The sequence below is a fragment of the Actinomadura harenae genome (assembly GCF_003696215.1).
Taxonomy (GTDB): domain Bacteria; phylum Actinomycetota; class Actinomycetes; order Streptosporangiales; family Streptosporangiaceae; genus Spirillospora; species Spirillospora harenae.
In genome coordinates this window covers 1-16,126 of sequence record NZ_RFFG01000095.1, presented here as the reverse complement: position 1 = coordinate 16,126, position 16,126 = coordinate 1, and the positions used below count along the sequence as shown (strand labels likewise).

Sequence of the window (16,126 nt, the reverse complement as noted above, 5' to 3'; positions counted from 1 at the left end):
TTTCGCACAAGGGAGCGGCGTCGGGGTGGAGCGTCAGGACGTGATCGTGCCGTGCTCGACGCAGCGGGCCGTCCAGCCGAGCGGCGTCACCTGGACGACCATCCGGCGGCGGCAGTGCCCGCAGAAGCGCGGCGGCTCGAGCTCCCGGGCCGTCCGGCAGGCCGCGTGGTCACCGGTGGGGAGGTCGTCCCCGCACCGGTCGCAGTAGACGTGATCCGTCACGGCGGGCACCGTTCCCCTCCTCAGTTCGACGCCGGACGCATGCGCCCGACGATCCCGGTGTCGTAGCGGCCGGAGACGAACTCCGGGTTGTCCAGGAGCTCGGCCAGGAACGGCAGGTTCGTGGTCAGCGTCCCCTCGATCCGGAACGCCGCGACGGCCGCCCGCGCCCGCGCGAGCGCCGCGTCCCGCGTGTCGCCGTGGACGACGAGCTTGGCGAGCAGCGGGTCGTAGTACGGCGTGACGCTGTTGCCCTCGGCGTACCCGGCGTCGATCCGGATCCCCGGGCCGACCGGCTCCTCCCAGACCCGGATCCGCCCCGGACGCGGCGCGAACCGGAACGGGTCCTCGGCGTACACGCGCAGCTCGATCGCGTGCCCGCGGGACCGGACGCCGCGGAACGACACCCGCTCCCCCGCCGCGACCCGCAGCTGCTGCTCGACCAGGTCCACGCCGGTCAGCATCTCGGTCACCGGATGCTCGACCTGGAGCCGCGCGTTCATCTCCACGAAGTAGAACTCGCCGGACACCGGGTCGAGCAGGAACTCGACCGTCCCCGCGCCGCGGTAGCCGACCGCCTCGGCGGCCCGGACCGCCGCCAGGTGCAGCCGCGCCCGCATCCCCTCCGGCAGGCCCGGCGCCGGGCCCTCCTCCACGATCTTCTGGTGCCGGCGCTGGACCGAGCACTCCCGGTCGCCGAGCGCGACGACCGAACCGTCCGGACGTCCGATGACCTGCACCTCGACATGCCGGGCGCCGCGGACGAACCGCTCCAGCATGACGTCCGGGCTGGCGAAGAACATCTCCGCGCGGGACCGCGCCGCCGGGTACACCGCGCGCAGCCGCGCCTCGTCGTGCGCGACGCCCATCCCGATGCCGCCCCCGCCGGACGCCGCCTTCACCATGACCGGGTAGCCGATCCTGGCGGCCTCCTCCAGCGCGGTCTCGGTGTCCGGGACGGGCTCCCACACGCCGGGCGCGACCGGGACCCCGGCCTCCTTCATCAGGTTCCGCGCGTTGATCTTGTCTCCGAGGCGGGCGATGGTCAGCGGCGGCGGGCCGACCCAGGCCAGCCCCGCCGCCTCCACGGCCCGCGCGAACCCGGCGTTCTCCGCCAGGAACCCGTACCCCGGGTGGACGGCCCGCGCGTTGTGCCGCCGGGCCGCCTCCAGCACGGAGCGCGCGTCCAGATAGCTCTGCGCGGGCGCGGACGGGCCGATCAGCACCGCCTCGTCCGCCTCGTGCACGAACGGCAGGTCGGCGTCGGCGTCGGAGTGGACGGCCACCGCCTTGAGGCCGAGACCGCGCACCGTGCGCGTGATCCGGCTCGCGATCTCCCCGCGGTTGGCCACGAGGACCGATTCGAACACCTGCGGACACATCCTTCTTCTGCTAGTTCCGGGCCGCAGCCCCCAAACTAGCGGCGACGCCCCCGCGGGTCCGAACCGTCCGCCGACAAATACCCCGGGCTAGATCTGTCCGTGCCGTCCCGTTGGGCTCCCGTTCACCCGCGCCGGACGTCAGGTGCGGGGACGCCGGTCCACGACGCGGCTGAGCGCCTCGACCACGGACGGGTCGTACTCGACGGCCGAGTCGAGCCGCAGGCGCTCCAGCACGGCCGCGCCCCGGTCCCGGTCGGTCGAGTCGCCGACCAGGTCGTCGTAGGCGTTGGCGACCTTGATGATGCGGCTCGCGAGCGGCGGGCCGGGCGGGAGCTGCCCGTCGGTCTCGACCCGTCCGTCCGACGGCGGCGCGGCGGGCGCGCGGTACGGGTCGGACGACAGCCGGACGATCCGCGCCACGCCGTCCAGGACCCCGGTCTGCTCGATCACGCCCGCGCCGAGCTCGGCGATGCGCCGCTGCTGGCCGGGTGCGGCCAGGACGGTCGCGCCGCCCGGGATCGGGTCGCCGAGCGACAGCTGCCCGATGTCGTGCATCAGCGCCGCGTACTCCAGCTCCAGCAGCTCGCCCTCGGACATGCCGAGGCCCCGGCCCATCGCGACGGCCAGCTTCGCGACACGGCGCGAGTGGTCGCGTTCCACGTACCCGCCGACCTCGGTCACCCGCGACAGCGCCCGGACGGTCTGGAGGTAGGTCGCGCGGATCCCCGCGTACCGGCGGAACGCGAACTGCGTGACCAGGATCGGCGCGGTGAACACCGCCAGCGCGACCGGCCCGAGCGCGGTCGTCGCGACCGCGATCAGCATCGCCGTCGCGGCCGTCGCCGCGCACAGCCCGGCCTTCGCGGTGAACTCGTCCCGGATCGCGATCCCGAACCGGGCCCGGACGGCCTCGGCGCGGATCAGCGCGGCCAGCCCGAGGTCGACGGCGCAGGCCAGGGCGGCCGCCAGGACCATCACGACCAGCAGCATCCGCCAGCCGAGGTGCAGTCCGAGCAGCGGGCGGAAGCACAGCGCCACCACCCCGACCGAGATCACCCGCCGCGCCACCGCGTCCGGACGGGGCGGACGCCCCACCGCCAGGTGCGGCAGCGACCCGAGCAGCGCCGCGACCGCCGTCACCGCCACCACCTGGAACGCCGAGTGCGTCGCCGGGACCCCGCCGAACGGGGCGTCCTTGGGCGCGCCGCGCGGGCCGACCCCGGCGAGCAGCGCGTACCCGATCGCCCCGGCGGTCGCGATCGGCGCGACCTCCCGGTTCCCGGGCATCACCATGCGGACCAGCTCGCCGAGCGCGATGAGCACGCCGAACACCACCGCGACGTTCGGCTGCCGCAGCCCGGACGCCGCGACCTGGGTCACCGCCCCGATCACCAGCAGCACCGCCGCCGCGACCATCAGCAGCTGCCCCGGGTCCACCGCCTGCCAGCCCGCGCGGGACGACCGCGAGGCGGGCGCGCGCCGCGCCGCGCGGGAGGTCGTGCTCACCGCCGCCACACCTCGTCCCCGGCCGCGGGCCGCTCGGCTCCGGGCTCCCCGGACTCGGCGCGCGCCCCCGCCTCGCCCGCGGGCTCGGAAGCTGCCCCTGACGCTGCCCCTGACGCTGATGCTGACGCGGGTTCGTCGCCCTCGACGCGGATGGGGACGCTCGGGTCGTCGTGGTCCTGCTGGGTGGTCTCGACGACGTCGTCGTCGGGCGGCGGGGCGGGCGCGGGGGGCTCCCAGCCGTCCCGGCCGAGCGCGCGCAGGAACGCCTCGACCATCACCGGGTCGAAGTGGTCGTCCATGCCGCGGCGCAGCTCGGCGACGGCCTCCTCGATGCTGCGCGCCGCCCGGTACGAGCGGGTGGACGTCATGGAGTCGAACGCGTCCGCCACCGAGATGACCCGCGCGAACTCGGGGATCTCGTCCCCGGCCAGGCCCATCGGGTAGCCGCGCCCGTTCATCTTCTCGTGGTGGTGCATGATCCCGGCGAGCGCCTCGTCCAGGAACCCGATCTCCCGGACGATCTCCAGCCCGCGCATCGGGTGCAGCTGCACGGCCGCGAACTCCTCCTCGGAGAGCTTGCCGGACTTGCGCAGCACCTTCGTCGGGACGCCGAGCTTGCCGACGTCGTGCAGCATCCCGGCGTACCGGATCGCCTCGACCCGGTCGGGCCGCATCCCGATCTCCTGCGCGATCATCACCGACCCGCGCGACACCCGCTCGGAGTGCCCGCGGGTGTAGTAGTCCTTGGTCTCGACGGCCTGGCAGAGCGCGGCGAGCGTCGCCGCGTGCGCCTTGCGCTGGTCGTGCGCCTGCTCGAACGCCCACCGGGCGATGAACAGCGGCAGCAGCACCAGCACGGCGGCGAACGGCCCGACCCGCGGCCACAGGCCCGCGATGAGCAGCCCGAACATGCCGTAGCCGAGGAACCCGACGACGACCGTCCCGGACTCGCGCGCCAGCTCGCGCGGCGCGGCCTGCCGGGACAGCACGAGGATCCCGGCGGTCAGCGCCATGTTCACGAACACGAACGTGACGAGCGCGCCCAGGAACGGCCCGATGACGTGCTCGGCCCACTGCGCCTGCTGCGGCTCGAAGCGGTGCCCGCCGAGGACGGTGAAGACCGTCCCGGCGGTGAACCCGCTCAGCGCGAACTGCGCGCCGTTGAACAGCCGCTTGACCGGCTGGAAGAAGCGCTGGCCGGTGATCAGGGCGCTGCCGCCGAGCAGCGCCGCTCCGGCGGGCCCCACGAGCACGACGGAGGCCAGGCTCGCGGCGAAGCTGAGCGAGACCCTGGCGCTCGCGACGTTCAGCCGCGCGGGCGCGGAGTCGCAGACCAGGAACAGCACGGCCAGCACGGCCAGCGTCCGCCAGTCCACCTCCGCGTAGGACGCCGTCCCGATGAGTCCGACCGCGAGGGCCACCACACCGCAGACGTACGCCCAGGCAGCCAGAGGTAGTCCACGCAATGCCGCCCCCTCCGGGAGTCGACGTTCCCGTCCCCCCGGCGGGGACGGAGGCCCGTGAGAGGAACGTCCCCCTCGACGGTACGCGGGCGCCGCCCGGCCCGGGGAACGCTACCGCGTCCCGGGGCGCCGGACATCCGAAGCCCGGGCGCCTAGGCCCAGGACACGCCCTTGGACACCGTCAGCGACGACACCTCGGCATGCCCGATCGGGCCGTGACCGGCCCTCTGCGGAGTTGCACACATCGGTTTTCAGCCTCCCCCCGTGATCCGGGATCCACCCGGACCGCGGTCGCGGCCCGGATCCGTCCGGGCGGGCCCGTCTTCCGGCCCCGAGGCTCGTCATCGAGCCTCCCGGACGTGCACGTGCTCCCGTCGCTGTTTTCGGGCACAAGCCTAACGCGAGAGACCCAGGTCACACAGGCATGCCGGGAATCGTGAGCAAAGCGTGAACTATCTGCCACGCACCGTCGCCAAGGGGTCCCGAACCCTCACCCCCAGTACACGCACAACCCACCTGCACGTGCACCTTTCCGGGGAAGGTAATAAACCGCTACAGATCCGGTCGAGCGGACCCACGCGACCGCGCCCACGCGACGGTGGCCGCCAGCCCCTCCGGAAGGTCCGTGCGAGGGCGCCAGCCGAGGGTCTCGGTCGTCCGGGACGCGTCGATCGCCATCGCCGGCAGGTCGCCCAGGCGCGGGGGCGCGAACTCGGGGTCGTCGGGGGCGTCCGCGGCCCGCGCCACGAGCGCGTGCAGGTCGCGGTCGGTCGTCTGGAGGCCGGTGCCGACGTTGAGCCGCAGCCCGGACGCGTCGTGCCCGGCCGCGCGCGCGAAGGCGTCCACGACGTCCAGGACGTAGACGTAGTCGCGGGTCTGCTTGCCGTCCCCGAAGACCTTGGTCGGCTTCCCGGCCAGCAGCGCGTCGGTGAAGATCGAGACGACCCCGGCCTCGCCCTCGGGCGTCTGGCGCGGGCCGTAGACGTTCGCGAGCGTCAGGATCGTGTGGTCCAGGCCGTGCAGGGCCGTGTACATGCCCGCGTACACCTCGCCCGCCACCTTGGACGCGGCGTACGGCGAGGCGGGACGCAGCTCGGCGTCCGGCGGGACGGGGATCGCGTCCGGGACGCCGTAGACGGCGCAGCTGGAGGTGAAGACGACCTTGCGGGCGCCGGCCAGCCGGGCCGCCTCGAGGACGTTCGCGGTGCCGACCGCGTTCGTCATGGCGTCGCCGCGCGGGTCGCCGACGCTCACACGGACGCTGACCTGGGCGGCGAGATGGCAGACGACCTCGGGCCGGAAGGCCGCGACCCGCGCCGCGAGGGCGGGGTCGGCGACGTCGCTTCGCCACAGCTCGATGGCGTCGTTGCGGTTGTGCCCGGTGGAGAGGTCGTCCACCCCGGCGACCTCGTGGCCGTCGGCCAGCAGCCGATCGACCAGATGGGAGCCGATGAACCCGGCCGCGCCGGTGACCAGAACGCGCATCCCAGCACCCTACTCGGCGCTTCCGGCCGCCGCGTCCTCGCCGGCCGTCCACGCTCACCGTTCACGCGGGACAGGGGGCCAGAGGGCGACGGCCCGGGAAGGCTTCGGTCAGGCGGGGTCGCCGTCGGTCTGCTTCATCTCGCCGCAGATCTGCTCGATGCGGCCGAGGACCTTGGCGCGCAGGTCGTCGGGTGCGGCCTCGCACTCGCAACCCTTCTTCACCAGGCGTTTCACGGCCTCCTCGAGGCCGTACTCGCGCAGGCAGGGCCCGCACTCGTCCAGGTGCTCGCGCACCTCGCCGCAACCGCCCTCGTCGAGTTCCCCGTCGAGGTATGTGTAGACCCGGGCGAGGACCTCGGTGCACGAGGTCTCGTGGTGGTCGCCGCAGCTCATCGCTCATTCACCTTCCAGGGGCGGACACCGGTACGGTCCGGAAGGGGGATCATTTCGACCCCTCCCCCGCGCGGGTCAGGCCACGGCCCTGAGCGTAGTCCTCCAGCATGCCGCGCAGCTGGCGACGGCCCCGGTGCAGCCGCGACATCACCGTGCCGATGGGCGTGCCCATGATCTCGGCGATCTCCTTGTAGGCGAACCCCTCGACGTCGGCGAGGTACACGGCGATCCGGAACTCCTCCGGCAGGTCCTGCAGCGCGCGCTTGACGTCGGAGTCGGGCAGGTGCTCGAGCGCCTCCGCCTCGGCCGACTTCAGGCCGGACGAGGTGTGCGACTCGGCCCGGGCGAGCTGCCAGTCCTCGATCTCCTCGGTCGCCGACTGCTGCGGCTGCCGCTGCTTCTTGCGGTAGGAGTTGATGAAGGTGTTGGTCAGGATGCGATACAGCCAGGCCTTGAGGTTCGTCCCCTCCCTGAACTGGTGGAAGGACGCGAACGCTTTCGCGAACGTCTCCTGGACGAGATCCTCGGCGTCCGCCGGGTTGCGCGTCATGCGCAGCGCGGCGGAGTAAAGCTGGTCCAAGAACGGGAGCACGTCGCGCTGGAAGCGCTGCTGACGCTCCTCGACGGTCTCTGTGGGGCCCGTTACCTGACCCACCCCCTCGGCTGCGGCGACGCTCCCCTTGGCGCCGTTCCCCCCAGACGATATCGGTCCGGCAACACGCATCACGCCGTCGGGTGCCGAGCCCCGTGGCAGGGGAACGGTTTTACCGTTTCGTGCCCCGGCAACGGCTGTGGTCATCAAGCGCCCCTCCGTTGTACTACTGTGCCTCGCTCCGCGCCGCGTGCGGACCGTCATGGTGCGTCACAACGCACAGAGGGTCGGTTCGATTCCCTTACCGGGGGTGACGCGGGGAACAAGTTTCCGGATGGTTCGGATCACCTTCCCTCATCCTGCACGGAGGGTGATGTCCGGGGATGGCGGGGAAAGAAAGCTCATACACGGCGAGAACAGGAGCAAAGCGTTGCTACCGGTGCCGGCGCAGCCTCCAGAACCCACCATCGCCAGCCTTCGCGAGGCCCCCGGCGCCTCGGGGGAGGCCGACGGCGATGCCCTCGGCCCCTACTGGACGTTCTACTGGGCGGTAGCCGCCGCCCAGCTCGCCCGGTGGCTTCCCCGCAACCCCGCGCGCGTGCTGGACCTGTCCGGCGGCGCCGGACGGTTCGCCCGGCAGGCCGCCCGGTCGGGGCACACCGTGATCGAGGTGCTCGACCGCCCGCCGGAGGCGCCCGTCCCGGCCGTCCCGGGGGACGATCACGCCCCGGACGGCCCGGCCCCGGGCGTGCTCGCGGGCGGACGCGTCCCGGAGGCCCGCGGCGAGGTCGCCCCGGAGGACGGCGCCCGCGCGAACGGCGTTCCGGCGAACGGCGCGCGCTCCGGGGCGCGCTCCTCGCGCGGACGGCCCTCGAACGGGACGCCCGGCGGGTTCGCGCCCGGGCCCCGGACGCCCCTCGGGCGGTCCGGGCTGCGCGTCCCGGGGCTCGTCCCGGCGCGTCCGGTGTTCCCGCCGGGCGAGGTGCGGCGCGTGGTCGGCGATCCGGGCGCGGCGTCGTTCCTGGCCGACGGCTGCGTGGACGCCGTCGTCGCCGAGAACCGGATGCTGTCGCGGCACCTGGTCGCCGAGTCCACGGTCGCCGAGATCGCGCGGGTCCTGCGGCCCGGCGGGCGGGTGCTGATGACCGTCGACTCGCTCACGCTCGGCATGGCGCTGCTCGCCGAGCAGAACTGCTGGGCGCACCTGTCGGACGTCCCGCGCGCCGAGGTCGTCCTCGTGCCCTGGCCGGACGGCACGATCACCCGGTGCTTCCAGGCCGACGAGCTGCGCGAGCTGCTCACGGACGCGGGCCTGGAGGTCGAGTGGATCCGGCCGCGGACGGCCCTGTCGGCGTCCACGGTCGAGCACGTCCTGGCCACGTCGCCGGGCGCCCTGCCCCGGCTCGTCCGGACGGAGCTCAACGTCCCGCCCGGGGACGAGTCCCTGGGCATCCACCTGCTCGCGAGCGCCGTCCGGGTGTGACCGGGGCCGCCTCAGAGCCGCCTCAGAGCCGCCTCAGGGTCGCCTCAGCGGCGCCGGCGGTCCCGCCTGGCCTGGCAGGGGACGCAGCGGGCGGCGTCGGGGCGGGCCTCGAGGCGGCCGGGCGGAACGGGGCCGCCGCAGGTCACGCAGAGGCCGTAGCGGCCCTGGTCGATGCGTTCCAGGGCGGCCTGGACGGCGGCGCGCTGGCGGCGCAGGGAGGCGAGGGCGGCCTCGACTCCGGCGGCGTCGGTGAGCCGGGCGCCGGCGTCGGCGTCCGACGCGTCGTAGGCGGGGCGTTCACCGGTCAGGATCCGGAGGGAGCGGTCCAGGTCGGCGCGCTGCTCCTCGAGGCGGGCGCGCGCGGCGACGAGGTCGACGGTGTCCACGGGGCTCCGTTCTCCTTCCGGAGCCCCGGGCGCGGGGGGCCGCGCCTGATCCTCGTGGCGGGGGCGTCAGAACAGGGTTCCGGAAGCACTGCCAGGACTATCCCCGTTCGTGGCGGGTTCTATGAGTTGCGGGCCGTTGTTTCTGACGTTGCCGACGAGGGGGGCGACGGGATAGGCGTCCATGGTCCCGGCCATGGCCGGGGTGAGCAGGCCCTGCACCTCCTCGGGGGTGGTGAGGTCGGGGTCGAGCCAGGCGTCCCAGCGGTCCGGGGTGACGATCATGGGCATCCGGTCGTGGATGCGGCCGAGGTCGTCGGGGGCGTCGGTGGTGATCAGCGTGCAGGTCCAGACCCACTCGTCCTCGGGCGACTTCCAGAGCTCGTAGAGCCCTGCCATCGCCATGACCTCGCCGTCCTTGGGATGGATGTAGAAGGGCTGCTTGCGCGGCTTCTTCTTGCGCCCCTTCTCGTCCACGGCCGGGTCGGCCTGGAGGGTGTACCACTCGTAGTAGCCGTCGGCGGGCAGCAGGCAGCGGCGGCGGGCGAAGGCCCGGCGGTAGGCGGGCTTCTCCGCCACGGTCTCGACCCGCGCGTTGATCATGCGCGCGCCGCCGGACAGATCCTTCGACCAGGACGGCACCAGACCCCAGCGCAGCATGCGCATCTGGCGCACGGCCTCCTCCTCCGCGTCCCCTCCGGGATGCCGGATCAGGACGGCCGGAACCGGGTCGGTCGGGGCGACGTTGTAGTCGGGCCGCAGGTCATCACCGGTCTCGTCCACCTGGACGGAGAACTGGTCGAGCAGCTCCTGGCGCGCCCTCGTCGTGGCGTAGCGTCCGCACATGGCCCCATCCTGCCGCGCTTGACCGACGAAGTGGTGGGCATGAAGCCCATCATGCGACCCATCACGAGTCCGGTCCGCACGCTGGTGGCGGCCCCGTACATCATCACCGGCCTGGAGGCGCTGCGCGATCCGCGTCCCCGCGCCGAGCAGGTCGCGCCCACCGTCAAGCCGATCGCCGACCGGCTGGCCTGGCTGCCGAAGGACCCGGTGACCCTGGTGCGGATCCAGGGCGCGGTCAGCCTCGGCACCGGGGCGCTGCTGCTCAGCGGGCGTGCCCGCCGGTTCGCCACGCTTCTGGCCGCCGTCCAGCTGACGCCGGCGCTGGCCACCGAGCACCGCTACTGGACCGAGGACGATCCGGAGCGGCGCGCGAGCGAGCGGTCCCATCTGCTGAAGAACGCGGCGCTGTTCGGTGCGCTGCTGATGGTGTCGGGCGCGCCGCGCCGGGCGCGCACCGCCGAGCTGCGACGCCAGCTCCACGACGCGCAGGCCCAGGCCGGGATAAAAACCAAGGAACTGCGCAAACAGGCCCAGGCCGAGATCAAGGAGCAACGGCGCGAGGCCATGGCGGACGTCATGACCAAGCGCCGCGAGGCCCTCGCCGAGGTGAAGGCCGCGCGCAGGGAGTCGGCGGCGAAGGCACGGGCGAGGCGGCGCAGGACCGCCGCCGGGATCATGGCCGCCACGGCGGGCATGAAGGCCGCCCAGAAGAAGATCAAGGCGGAGCGGAAGCGGGCCGTGGTCTCCCAGAAGAAGGCGGCCTCCGGCAAGAAGGCCGGGAACGGCTCGCACGGGCTGGTGCATGCCGTGCTGGCCGGCCGGAAGGGCGGGCACTGAGCGGCGGTCACGGGCCGGGGGGCGGAGTGCGCCCTCCGGTTCCGCCGCCCCCGGTTCCGTAGCGGCGCGACAGCACGGGATCGGTCTCCCACCAGGGACGCATCATCTCCGGCTCGTCCACGACGACCCCGGCGGCGACCTGGTCGGCGACCTGGCGTTCCTGCTCGGCGTCCAGTTCGCGGTCGACGCGTTCGGCTTCGACGCGGTCCTGGCGCAGCATCCGGATCGCGAGGACGACCAGGAACGGCATGCCCGCGAAGTCCCCGACCATCCACAGCAGGCCGCCGCCGATCTGCTGGTCGCGGTGGATCGACGGGCCCCACGTCCGATGCACGTTCTCGTAGTAGGACGCCGCGATCGGGTGGTGCCGGAGCATGATCGTGAGGCCGAGCGCGCCGTCGAACATGGCCTCGGCGAACGTGATGCCCATCGACAGCAGGTGCGGGTACGAGCGCGGCATCGGGTCGACCTGCAACCGCGCCCAGTAGTAGACGAGCCCGATCAGGACGAGCGCGACCTTGACCGTCTCGTCCGCGACGGCGTTCCGCAGCGTCAGCTCGTAGAGCGGGCTGAAGTAGAGCAGCCAGGGCGTCACGACGAGCGCGGCCGTCCCGGCGGGCGGCGAGGTCAGGACGGCGACGGCGCGGCTCGACAGGACGCGTCGGACGCGGTCGCGGCGCGGGCCGTCCGGCATGGTCTCGAGGAGGAGCGTGAACGGGGCGCCGTTGGCGAGGAAGAGCGGCGAGATCGCCAGAAGGGTGATGACCTGAAGGGCTCGCGGCCAGAAAAGTGTGTCGTCGTAGGCACCGACGAAGGTGACGGTGACGGCGAGGACACCGCCGAGCCCGAGGCCGAGGAAGTTCAGCGTCCGGGAGAGCGGCCAGCCGTCCGCGCGGCGGGCCCGCCGCAGGTACCAGGCGCCGAGCGCGGCCACGAGGACGATCATGACGGGGTCGAACGTCCACGCCGTGAAGGCGCTCGCGACCGTCAGCTCACGCACCTGCCGTCCCCCACAGCGGCCGTTCCCCCCAAGGTCGAGCCGGGTGGCCGGGTTCCCTCACACCCGCACCGCGAACCCGGCCACCACGTGACCAGCACATTAGGACGGTGACCGTAAGCGCCAGGTGAACGTCCCCGAAACCCCCCGATAGGACACCTGGTGCGGCACTTCCGGTTGGATGGCGGGGTGCGAGCGATCGGGGTGGGAATCTGGCGGAGGCTGAACGGGCGCTGGCAGTGGAGGCTGGTCCGCTGGCGGCATCACGGGTTCCTCGTGTACGCGGCGGGCGTCCTCCGCGACGAGGACGGCCGGGTTCTGCTGCTGCGGCACCGGCTGTGGCCCGAGGCGCGCCCGTGGGGCCTGCCCGGCGGGTACGTCAACGCCGGGGAGCGCCTGGAGGACGCGGCCGCGCGCGAGATCCTCGAGGAGACCGGGCTGGAGGTGGCCGTGACCGGCCCGCCGGTCGCGGTGTTCAGCGGCTACCGGTACCGCGTCGAGACCTACTGGGCGGCCCGGCTGATCGGCGGTGACCTGCGGCTCGACCCGTCCGAGGTGCTGGAGGCCCGCTGGTTCGCCCCGGACGAGCTGCCGGCCGGGCTGTCGGAGAACCACCGCGCCCTCCTCGGCGGCGCGGTCGGCCGTCCCTGACCCGGCGCGGCCCCCGGAGGGGGCGTGTGTGATCATCGGGAGAGGTGGCGCGGGTCACCCGGCCCCCGGATTCTCGTCCGCCGCGATCGGGCGTAGGTTAGCCATACCTAAGCGATTGCGCAGGAGGCGAGATGACGGTGGCGGAGTGCGCTCCCGGCGCGGTGGTGCGGCTGCGGCGGGTCGCCGCGCGCAACGGCCGGTTGCGGGAGCTCGGCTTCGTGCCCGGCGCGGTGCTGCGGGTGCTCGCCCGCGGCGGCACCGGCGGGCTGATCGTCGCGATCGGGGACGCCCGGATGGCGGTGGACCGCGAGATCGCGCACGTCATCCACGTCGAGCCCGTGACCGGCCCGGCCACCCCGGCCGTCCAGGCCGCCGCCGGAGCCCGCCCGGCCGCCGCCTCGTGAGCGGGGTCAAGGCGGCGAGCTGCCACGGCGGCTCGACGGCGGTCGCGTCCCCGGCCGGCACCCCGGTCGTGGCGCTCGCGGGCAACCCGAACGTCGGCAAGTCGACGGTGTTCAACGCGCTCACCGGGGCGCGGCAGCACGTCGGCAACTGGCCCGGCAAGACCGTGGACGTGGCGCGCGGCCCGTGGCGGCTGCCGGGCGACCGGCGCGTCGAGGTCGTCGACCTGCCCGGCACCTACAGCCTCGTCCCGTGCTCCCCGGACGAGGAGCTCACCCGCGAGCTGATCGTCACCGGCCAGGTGGACGCCGTCGTCGTCGCCCTGGACGCCGGGAACCTCGCCCGCAACCTGTACCTGCTCGCCCAGCTGCTGGAGACGGGCCGTCCGGTCGTGGTGGCGCTGACCATGGTCGACACGGCCAGGGCGCGCGGGCTGACCGTGGACGCGGCCGTCCTCGCGGAGCGGACGGGCGTCCCGGTGGTGCCGGTCGACGCGCGGTCCGGGCGCGGCATGGACGAGCTGGGCGCGGCCGTCGCCGGGCTGCTCGACCACCCGCATCCGCCCGTCCCGCCGTCGCTGGGCCCGGCCGAGCCGGTCCTGGCGGAGCTGGAGGCGGCGGCGGACGTCCCGCAGCTGGACGGCCTGCCCCGCCGCTGGCTGGCGACCGCGCTGCTCAGCGGCGACCTCCCGGAGGAGACGCCCGAGGAGGTCCAGGCCACGGCGGCGCGGCTCGGCGAGCGGCTCGCCGCCGAGACGGGCGACGGCGACGACGACCTGTGGGACGCCGACGCCGTCCTCGCCGACCAGCGGTACGCGTGGGCGCACGAGGTGCTCGAGGCGTCCGTCCGCCGGGACGCGGCCGCCGACGCCGACACCCGCACCGACAAGGTCGACCGCGTCCTGACCTCGCGGCTGTTCGGCCTCCCGATCCTGCTCGCCGTCATGTGGACGGTGTTCTCCGCGACGACGACCCTCGCCAAGCCGCTCCAGGACGGCCTGTCCTCACTGTTCGACGGGCCGATCACGTCCGGGGCGCACCGGGCGCTCTCGTGGGCGCCGGGCTGGCTGGACGGGCTGATCGTGCAGGGGCTGATCGGCGGCGTCGGGCAGGTGCTGTCGTTCATCCCGCTGATGGTCATCATGTTCGTCCTGATGACGCTGCTGGAGGACTCCGGCTACCTCGCGCGGGCCGCGTTCCTCGCCGACCGGCTGATGCGCGCGATGGGGCTGCCCAGCCGGGCGTTCCTGCCGCTGCTGGTCGGCTTCGGGTGCAACGTCCCGGCGCTGTCGGCGACCCGGATCCTGCCGAACGCGCGGCAGCGGCTGCTGCTCGGCCTGGTCATCCCGTACCTGTCGTGCAGCGCGCGGCTGGTCGTGTACGTCCTGATGGCGTCGATCTTCTTCGGCTCGCTGGCCGGGACCGTCGTGTTCGGCATGTACGTCCTGTCGATCGTCATGGTCGTCGCGGTCGGGCTGCTGCTGCGCCGCACGCTGTTCCGGGACGTCACGCACGAGCCGCTCGTGCTGGAGCTGCCGCCGTACCGGGTGCCGACCGTCCGGGTGACGGCGGCGCAGACCTGGGTGCGGCTGCGCGGGTTCCTGCGCACGGCGTCCGGGATCATCGTCGGGACGGTCACGGCGGTGTGGCTGCTGTCGTCGGTCTCGCTGCACGGCGAGGCGTTCGGCAAGGGCCCGATCGACGACAGCGCGATGGCCGGGATCTCCCGCGCCGCCGCGCCGGTGTTCGAGCCGCTCGGGTTCGGCGACTGGCATCCGGCGGCCGCGATGGTCACCGGGTTCGTCGCGAAGGAGGCCGTGGTCGCGACGATGGCGCAGACCTACTCGGTCACCGAGCCGGGCGACAACCACAGGCCGGGGGCGCTCGGCGGCCGGATCAAGGCGACGTTCGAGAAGACCTCGGGCGGCCATCCGACGGCGGCGGCGCTCGCGTTCCTGGTGTTCCTGCTCGCCTACACGCCCTGCATGACGACCGTCGCGACGCAGTGGCAGACGATCGGCCGCCGCCTCACCCTCTACGGGATGGGCATGCAGCTCGTCATCGCCTGGGTGCTGGCGCTCGGCGTGTTCCAGCTAGGGAGGCTCATGTGACGACCCCTATGCGCGGCGTGATGAACGCGGTGACCGGCGGCGCGGCCACGCCCGCCGAGATCGCGCGGACGACCGGCCTCGACCGCTCGGAGGTGGAGGCGATCCTCGACCATCTGAGCCGCCGCGGCCGGGTCCGGCTGGAGACGCTCGGCTGCGGTCCGTCCGCGTGCACGGGCTGCGGCCTCAAGGGCGGGTCCTGCTCCGGCAAGTGAGGCGCGGCCGGGCCGGGGTGACGGGCCCAGCGCCGGCTCAGTGACGGCTCAGGCGGCGGGTTCCAGGGTGACGACCTCGTCGATGTGGCGGAGGACGGGGTCGCCGCCGGGGATGGCGTCCCGGTGGGTGATGAGGATGACCGTCCGGTCACCGGCGGCCTTGAGGAGGTCGGTCAGGACGGCGACGGCGGTCGCGTCGTCGAGGTGGGCGTCCGGTTCGTCCAGGACGAGGACGGGGACGTCGGCGAGCAGCGACCGGGCCAGGGCGATGCGCTGGCGCTGGCCGCCGGAGACCGCCGAGCCGTGCTCCCCGACGCGGGTGGCCAGGCCGTCCGGGAGGGTGTCGAGCCACGGGCCCAGGCCCGCGCGGCGGAGGGCGTCCGCGACGTCCTCGTCGGACGCGCCGGGACGGGCCAGCCGGACGTTCTCGGCGAGGGTCGTGTCGAAGACGTGCGAGTCCTGGCCCCCGAGGCCGATCACGCGCCGGACGTCGTCGGACGCCAGGTCGCGCAGTTCCACGCCGTCCAGGGTGACCGAGCCGTCGTAGTCGAGGAAGCGGGCGAGGACGGCGGCGAGGGTGGACTTGCCGACGCCGCTCTCCCCCATGATCGCGATGTGCCGTCCCGGGGGCAGGTCGAGTTGGAGGCCCGGCTCGCACAGGGAGTCGGACGCGGCGCCCGGCCAGCGCGCGGTCACGCCGTCGATGCGCAGGCGCGGCGGGCCGCCGGGGAGGCCCGCCGGGGCCGCGGGCTCGGTGACCGGGTCCGGAAGGGACAGGACGGCGGCGACGCGGCGGGCGTCCTCCCGCGCGCGCAGGAGCCGCTGGGCGGCCTGGGAGAGTTCGGCCACGGCCTCGAAGGCGGCCAGCGGCGTCAGGACGATCACCGCGAGCAGCACCGGCGACAGGCGCCCGTCGCGGACGGCCGGGACGCCGAGGGCCAGCGCTCCCAGCACGGACGCGCCGGTCGCGAGGACGGTGAGGGCCGAGCCGAGACCGGCCGTCCAGGCCGAGCGGAACGCGGCCCGCTTGACGGCGCGGTCGGCGTCGCCGAGGGCGGCGAGACGGTTCGGGAGCGCGCCGAACGCGACGAGTTCGGGCAGGCCGTCCAGGGTCTCGGCGGTGCGCGCGGTGAGCGTGGCGCGCGCGGCGGCGGCGCGGAGCTCG

17 protein-coding genes are annotated in these 16,126 nt (G+C 74.0%); 6 read left to right on the top strand and 11 right to left on the bottom strand.

What is annotated here, in order from left to right; genetic code table 11:
* Positions 1-33: 33 nt before the first annotated feature.
* From bsaP to EBO15_RS34310, 7 genes are all read right to left on the bottom strand, one after another.
* Entirely contained in the window at positions 34-231 is a 198-nt protein-coding gene (gene bsaP / locus EBO15_RS34340) for a biotin synthase auxiliary protein BsaP (RefSeq protein ID WP_233616622.1), read from the bottom strand.
* Positions 232-242: 11 nt separating this feature from the next.
* Complete coding sequence (locus EBO15_RS34335; RefSeq protein WP_122198643.1) at positions 243-1,589, bottom strand: acetyl-CoA carboxylase biotin carboxylase subunit; 1,347 nt, start codon at positions 1,587-1,589, stop codon at positions 243-245.
* A 150-nt stretch (positions 1,590-1,739) separates the two neighbouring features.
* Entirely contained in the window at positions 1,740-3,107 is a 1,368-nt protein-coding gene (locus EBO15_RS34330; protein ID WP_378239161.1) for an HD-GYP domain-containing protein, read from the bottom strand.
* Positions 3,104-4,573, bottom strand: a complete 1,470-nt coding sequence (locus tag EBO15_RS34325) for an HD-GYP domain-containing protein (protein ID WP_122198642.1) — start codon at positions 4,571-4,573, stop codon at positions 3,104-3,106. Before EBO15_RS34325 ends, EBO15_RS34330 begins: the two co-directional genes overlap by 4 nt.
* Before the next feature lie 549 nt (positions 4,574-5,122).
* Positions 5,123-6,055: an NAD-dependent epimerase/dehydratase family protein gene (locus tag EBO15_RS34320; protein WP_122198641.1), complete on the bottom strand. Its 933-nt coding sequence runs from the start codon at positions 6,053-6,055 to the stop codon at positions 5,123-5,125.
* Between the two features lie 108 nt (positions 6,056-6,163).
* Positions 6,164-6,448, bottom strand: a complete 285-nt coding sequence (gene rsrA, locus EBO15_RS34315; protein ID WP_122198640.1) for a mycothiol system anti-sigma-R factor — start codon at positions 6,446-6,448, stop codon at positions 6,164-6,166.
* Positions 6,449-6,497: 49 nt separating this feature from the next.
* Complete coding sequence (locus EBO15_RS34310; protein WP_325051963.1) at positions 6,498-7,175, bottom strand: sigma-70 family RNA polymerase sigma factor; 678 nt, start codon at positions 7,173-7,175, stop codon at positions 6,498-6,500.
* A gap of 304 nt (positions 7,176-7,479) precedes the next feature.
* Between EBO15_RS34310 and EBO15_RS34305 the strand changes: the two genes are divergently transcribed.
* Positions 7,480-8,523 carry a methyltransferase domain-containing protein gene (locus EBO15_RS34305; protein ID WP_378239253.1) on the top strand — a complete coding sequence of 348 codons (1,044 nt, stop codon included), beginning with the start codon at positions 7,480-7,482 and terminating at the stop codon, positions 8,521-8,523.
* Positions 8,524-8,567: 44 nt separating this feature from the next.
* On the opposite strand, the gene EBO15_RS34300 is transcribed toward EBO15_RS34305, so the two are convergent.
* Both EBO15_RS34300 and EBO15_RS34295 read right to left on the bottom strand, forming a co-directional pair.
* Positions 8,568-8,909 (bottom strand): TraR/DksA family transcriptional regulator, encoded by a 342-nt coding sequence (locus tag EBO15_RS34300; protein WP_122198638.1) that lies wholly within the window; start codon positions 8,907-8,909, stop codon positions 8,568-8,570.
* A 66-nt stretch (positions 8,910-8,975) separates the two neighbouring features.
* Positions 8,976-9,752, bottom strand: coding sequence for an SOS response-associated peptidase (locus EBO15_RS34295; RefSeq protein WP_122198637.1), 777 nt, complete (start codon positions 9,750-9,752; stop codon positions 8,976-8,978).
* A gap of 51 nt (positions 9,753-9,803) precedes the next feature.
* On the opposite strand from EBO15_RS34295, the gene EBO15_RS34290 reads away from it, so the two are divergent.
* Entirely contained in the window at positions 9,804-10,589 is a 786-nt protein-coding gene (locus tag EBO15_RS34290) for a DoxX family membrane protein (protein WP_122198652.1), read from the top strand.
* 7 nt (positions 10,590-10,596) lie between these two features.
* On the opposite strand, the gene EBO15_RS34285 is transcribed toward EBO15_RS34290, so the two are convergent.
* Positions 10,597-11,589, bottom strand: a complete 993-nt coding sequence (locus tag EBO15_RS34285; RefSeq protein ID WP_122198636.1) for a cytochrome c oxidase assembly protein — start codon at positions 11,587-11,589, stop codon at positions 10,597-10,599.
* 186 nt (positions 11,590-11,775) lie between these two features.
* On the opposite strand from EBO15_RS34285, the gene EBO15_RS34280 reads away from it, so the two are divergent.
* The 4 genes from EBO15_RS34280 (at position 11,776) to EBO15_RS34265 (ending at position 14,961) form a co-directional block, all read left to right on the top strand.
* Entirely contained in the window at positions 11,776-12,237 is a 462-nt protein-coding gene (locus EBO15_RS34280; RefSeq protein WP_122198635.1) for an NUDIX domain-containing protein, read from the top strand.
* A gap of 131 nt (positions 12,238-12,368) precedes the next feature.
* A complete protein-coding gene (locus tag EBO15_RS34275) occupies positions 12,369-12,641 on the top strand; it encodes a FeoA family protein (RefSeq protein ID WP_122198634.1) in 273 nt (90 codons plus the stop codon).
* Positions 12,638-14,749 (top strand): ferrous iron transport protein B, encoded by a 2,112-nt coding sequence (feoB, locus tag EBO15_RS34270; RefSeq protein ID WP_122198633.1) that lies wholly within the window; start codon positions 12,638-12,640, stop codon positions 14,747-14,749. The genes EBO15_RS34275 and feoB overlap by 4 nt, the downstream gene beginning before the upstream one ends.
* Complete coding sequence (locus tag EBO15_RS34265) at positions 14,746-14,961, top strand: FeoC-like transcriptional regulator (RefSeq protein WP_147481789.1); 216 nt, start codon at positions 14,746-14,748, stop codon at positions 14,959-14,961. Before feoB ends, EBO15_RS34265 begins: the two co-directional genes overlap by 4 nt.
* 48 nt (positions 14,962-15,009) lie before the next feature.
* Here EBO15_RS34265 and cydC read toward each other — a convergent pair.
* Positions 15,010-16,126, bottom strand: a 1,117-nt coding sequence (gene cydC, locus EBO15_RS34260; RefSeq protein WP_122198631.1) for a thiol reductant ABC exporter subunit CydC, incomplete at its 5' end; no start/stop codon positions are given.

Bases quoted from the DNA above. Each gene is read 5' to 3' on its own strand.
- EBO15_RS34275 (WP_122198634.1), top strand. From the start codon at position 12,369: ATGACGGTGGCGGAGTGCGCTCCCGGCGCGGTGGTGCGGCTGCGGCGG.
- rsrA (WP_122198640.1), bottom strand. From the start codon at position 6,448: ATGAGCTGCGGCGACCACCACGAGACCTCGTGCACCGAGGTCCTCGCC.
- EBO15_RS34320 (WP_122198641.1), bottom strand. From the start codon at position 6,055: ATGCGCGTTCTGGTCACCGGCGCGGCCGGGTTCATCGGCTCCCATCTG.
- EBO15_RS34290 (WP_122198652.1), top strand. From the start codon at position 9,804: ATGCGACCCATCACGAGTCCGGTCCGCACGCTGGTGGCGGCCCCGTAC.
- EBO15_RS34295 (WP_122198637.1), bottom strand. From the start codon at position 9,752: ATGTGCGGACGCTACGCCACGACGAGGGCGCGCCAGGAGCTGCTCGAC.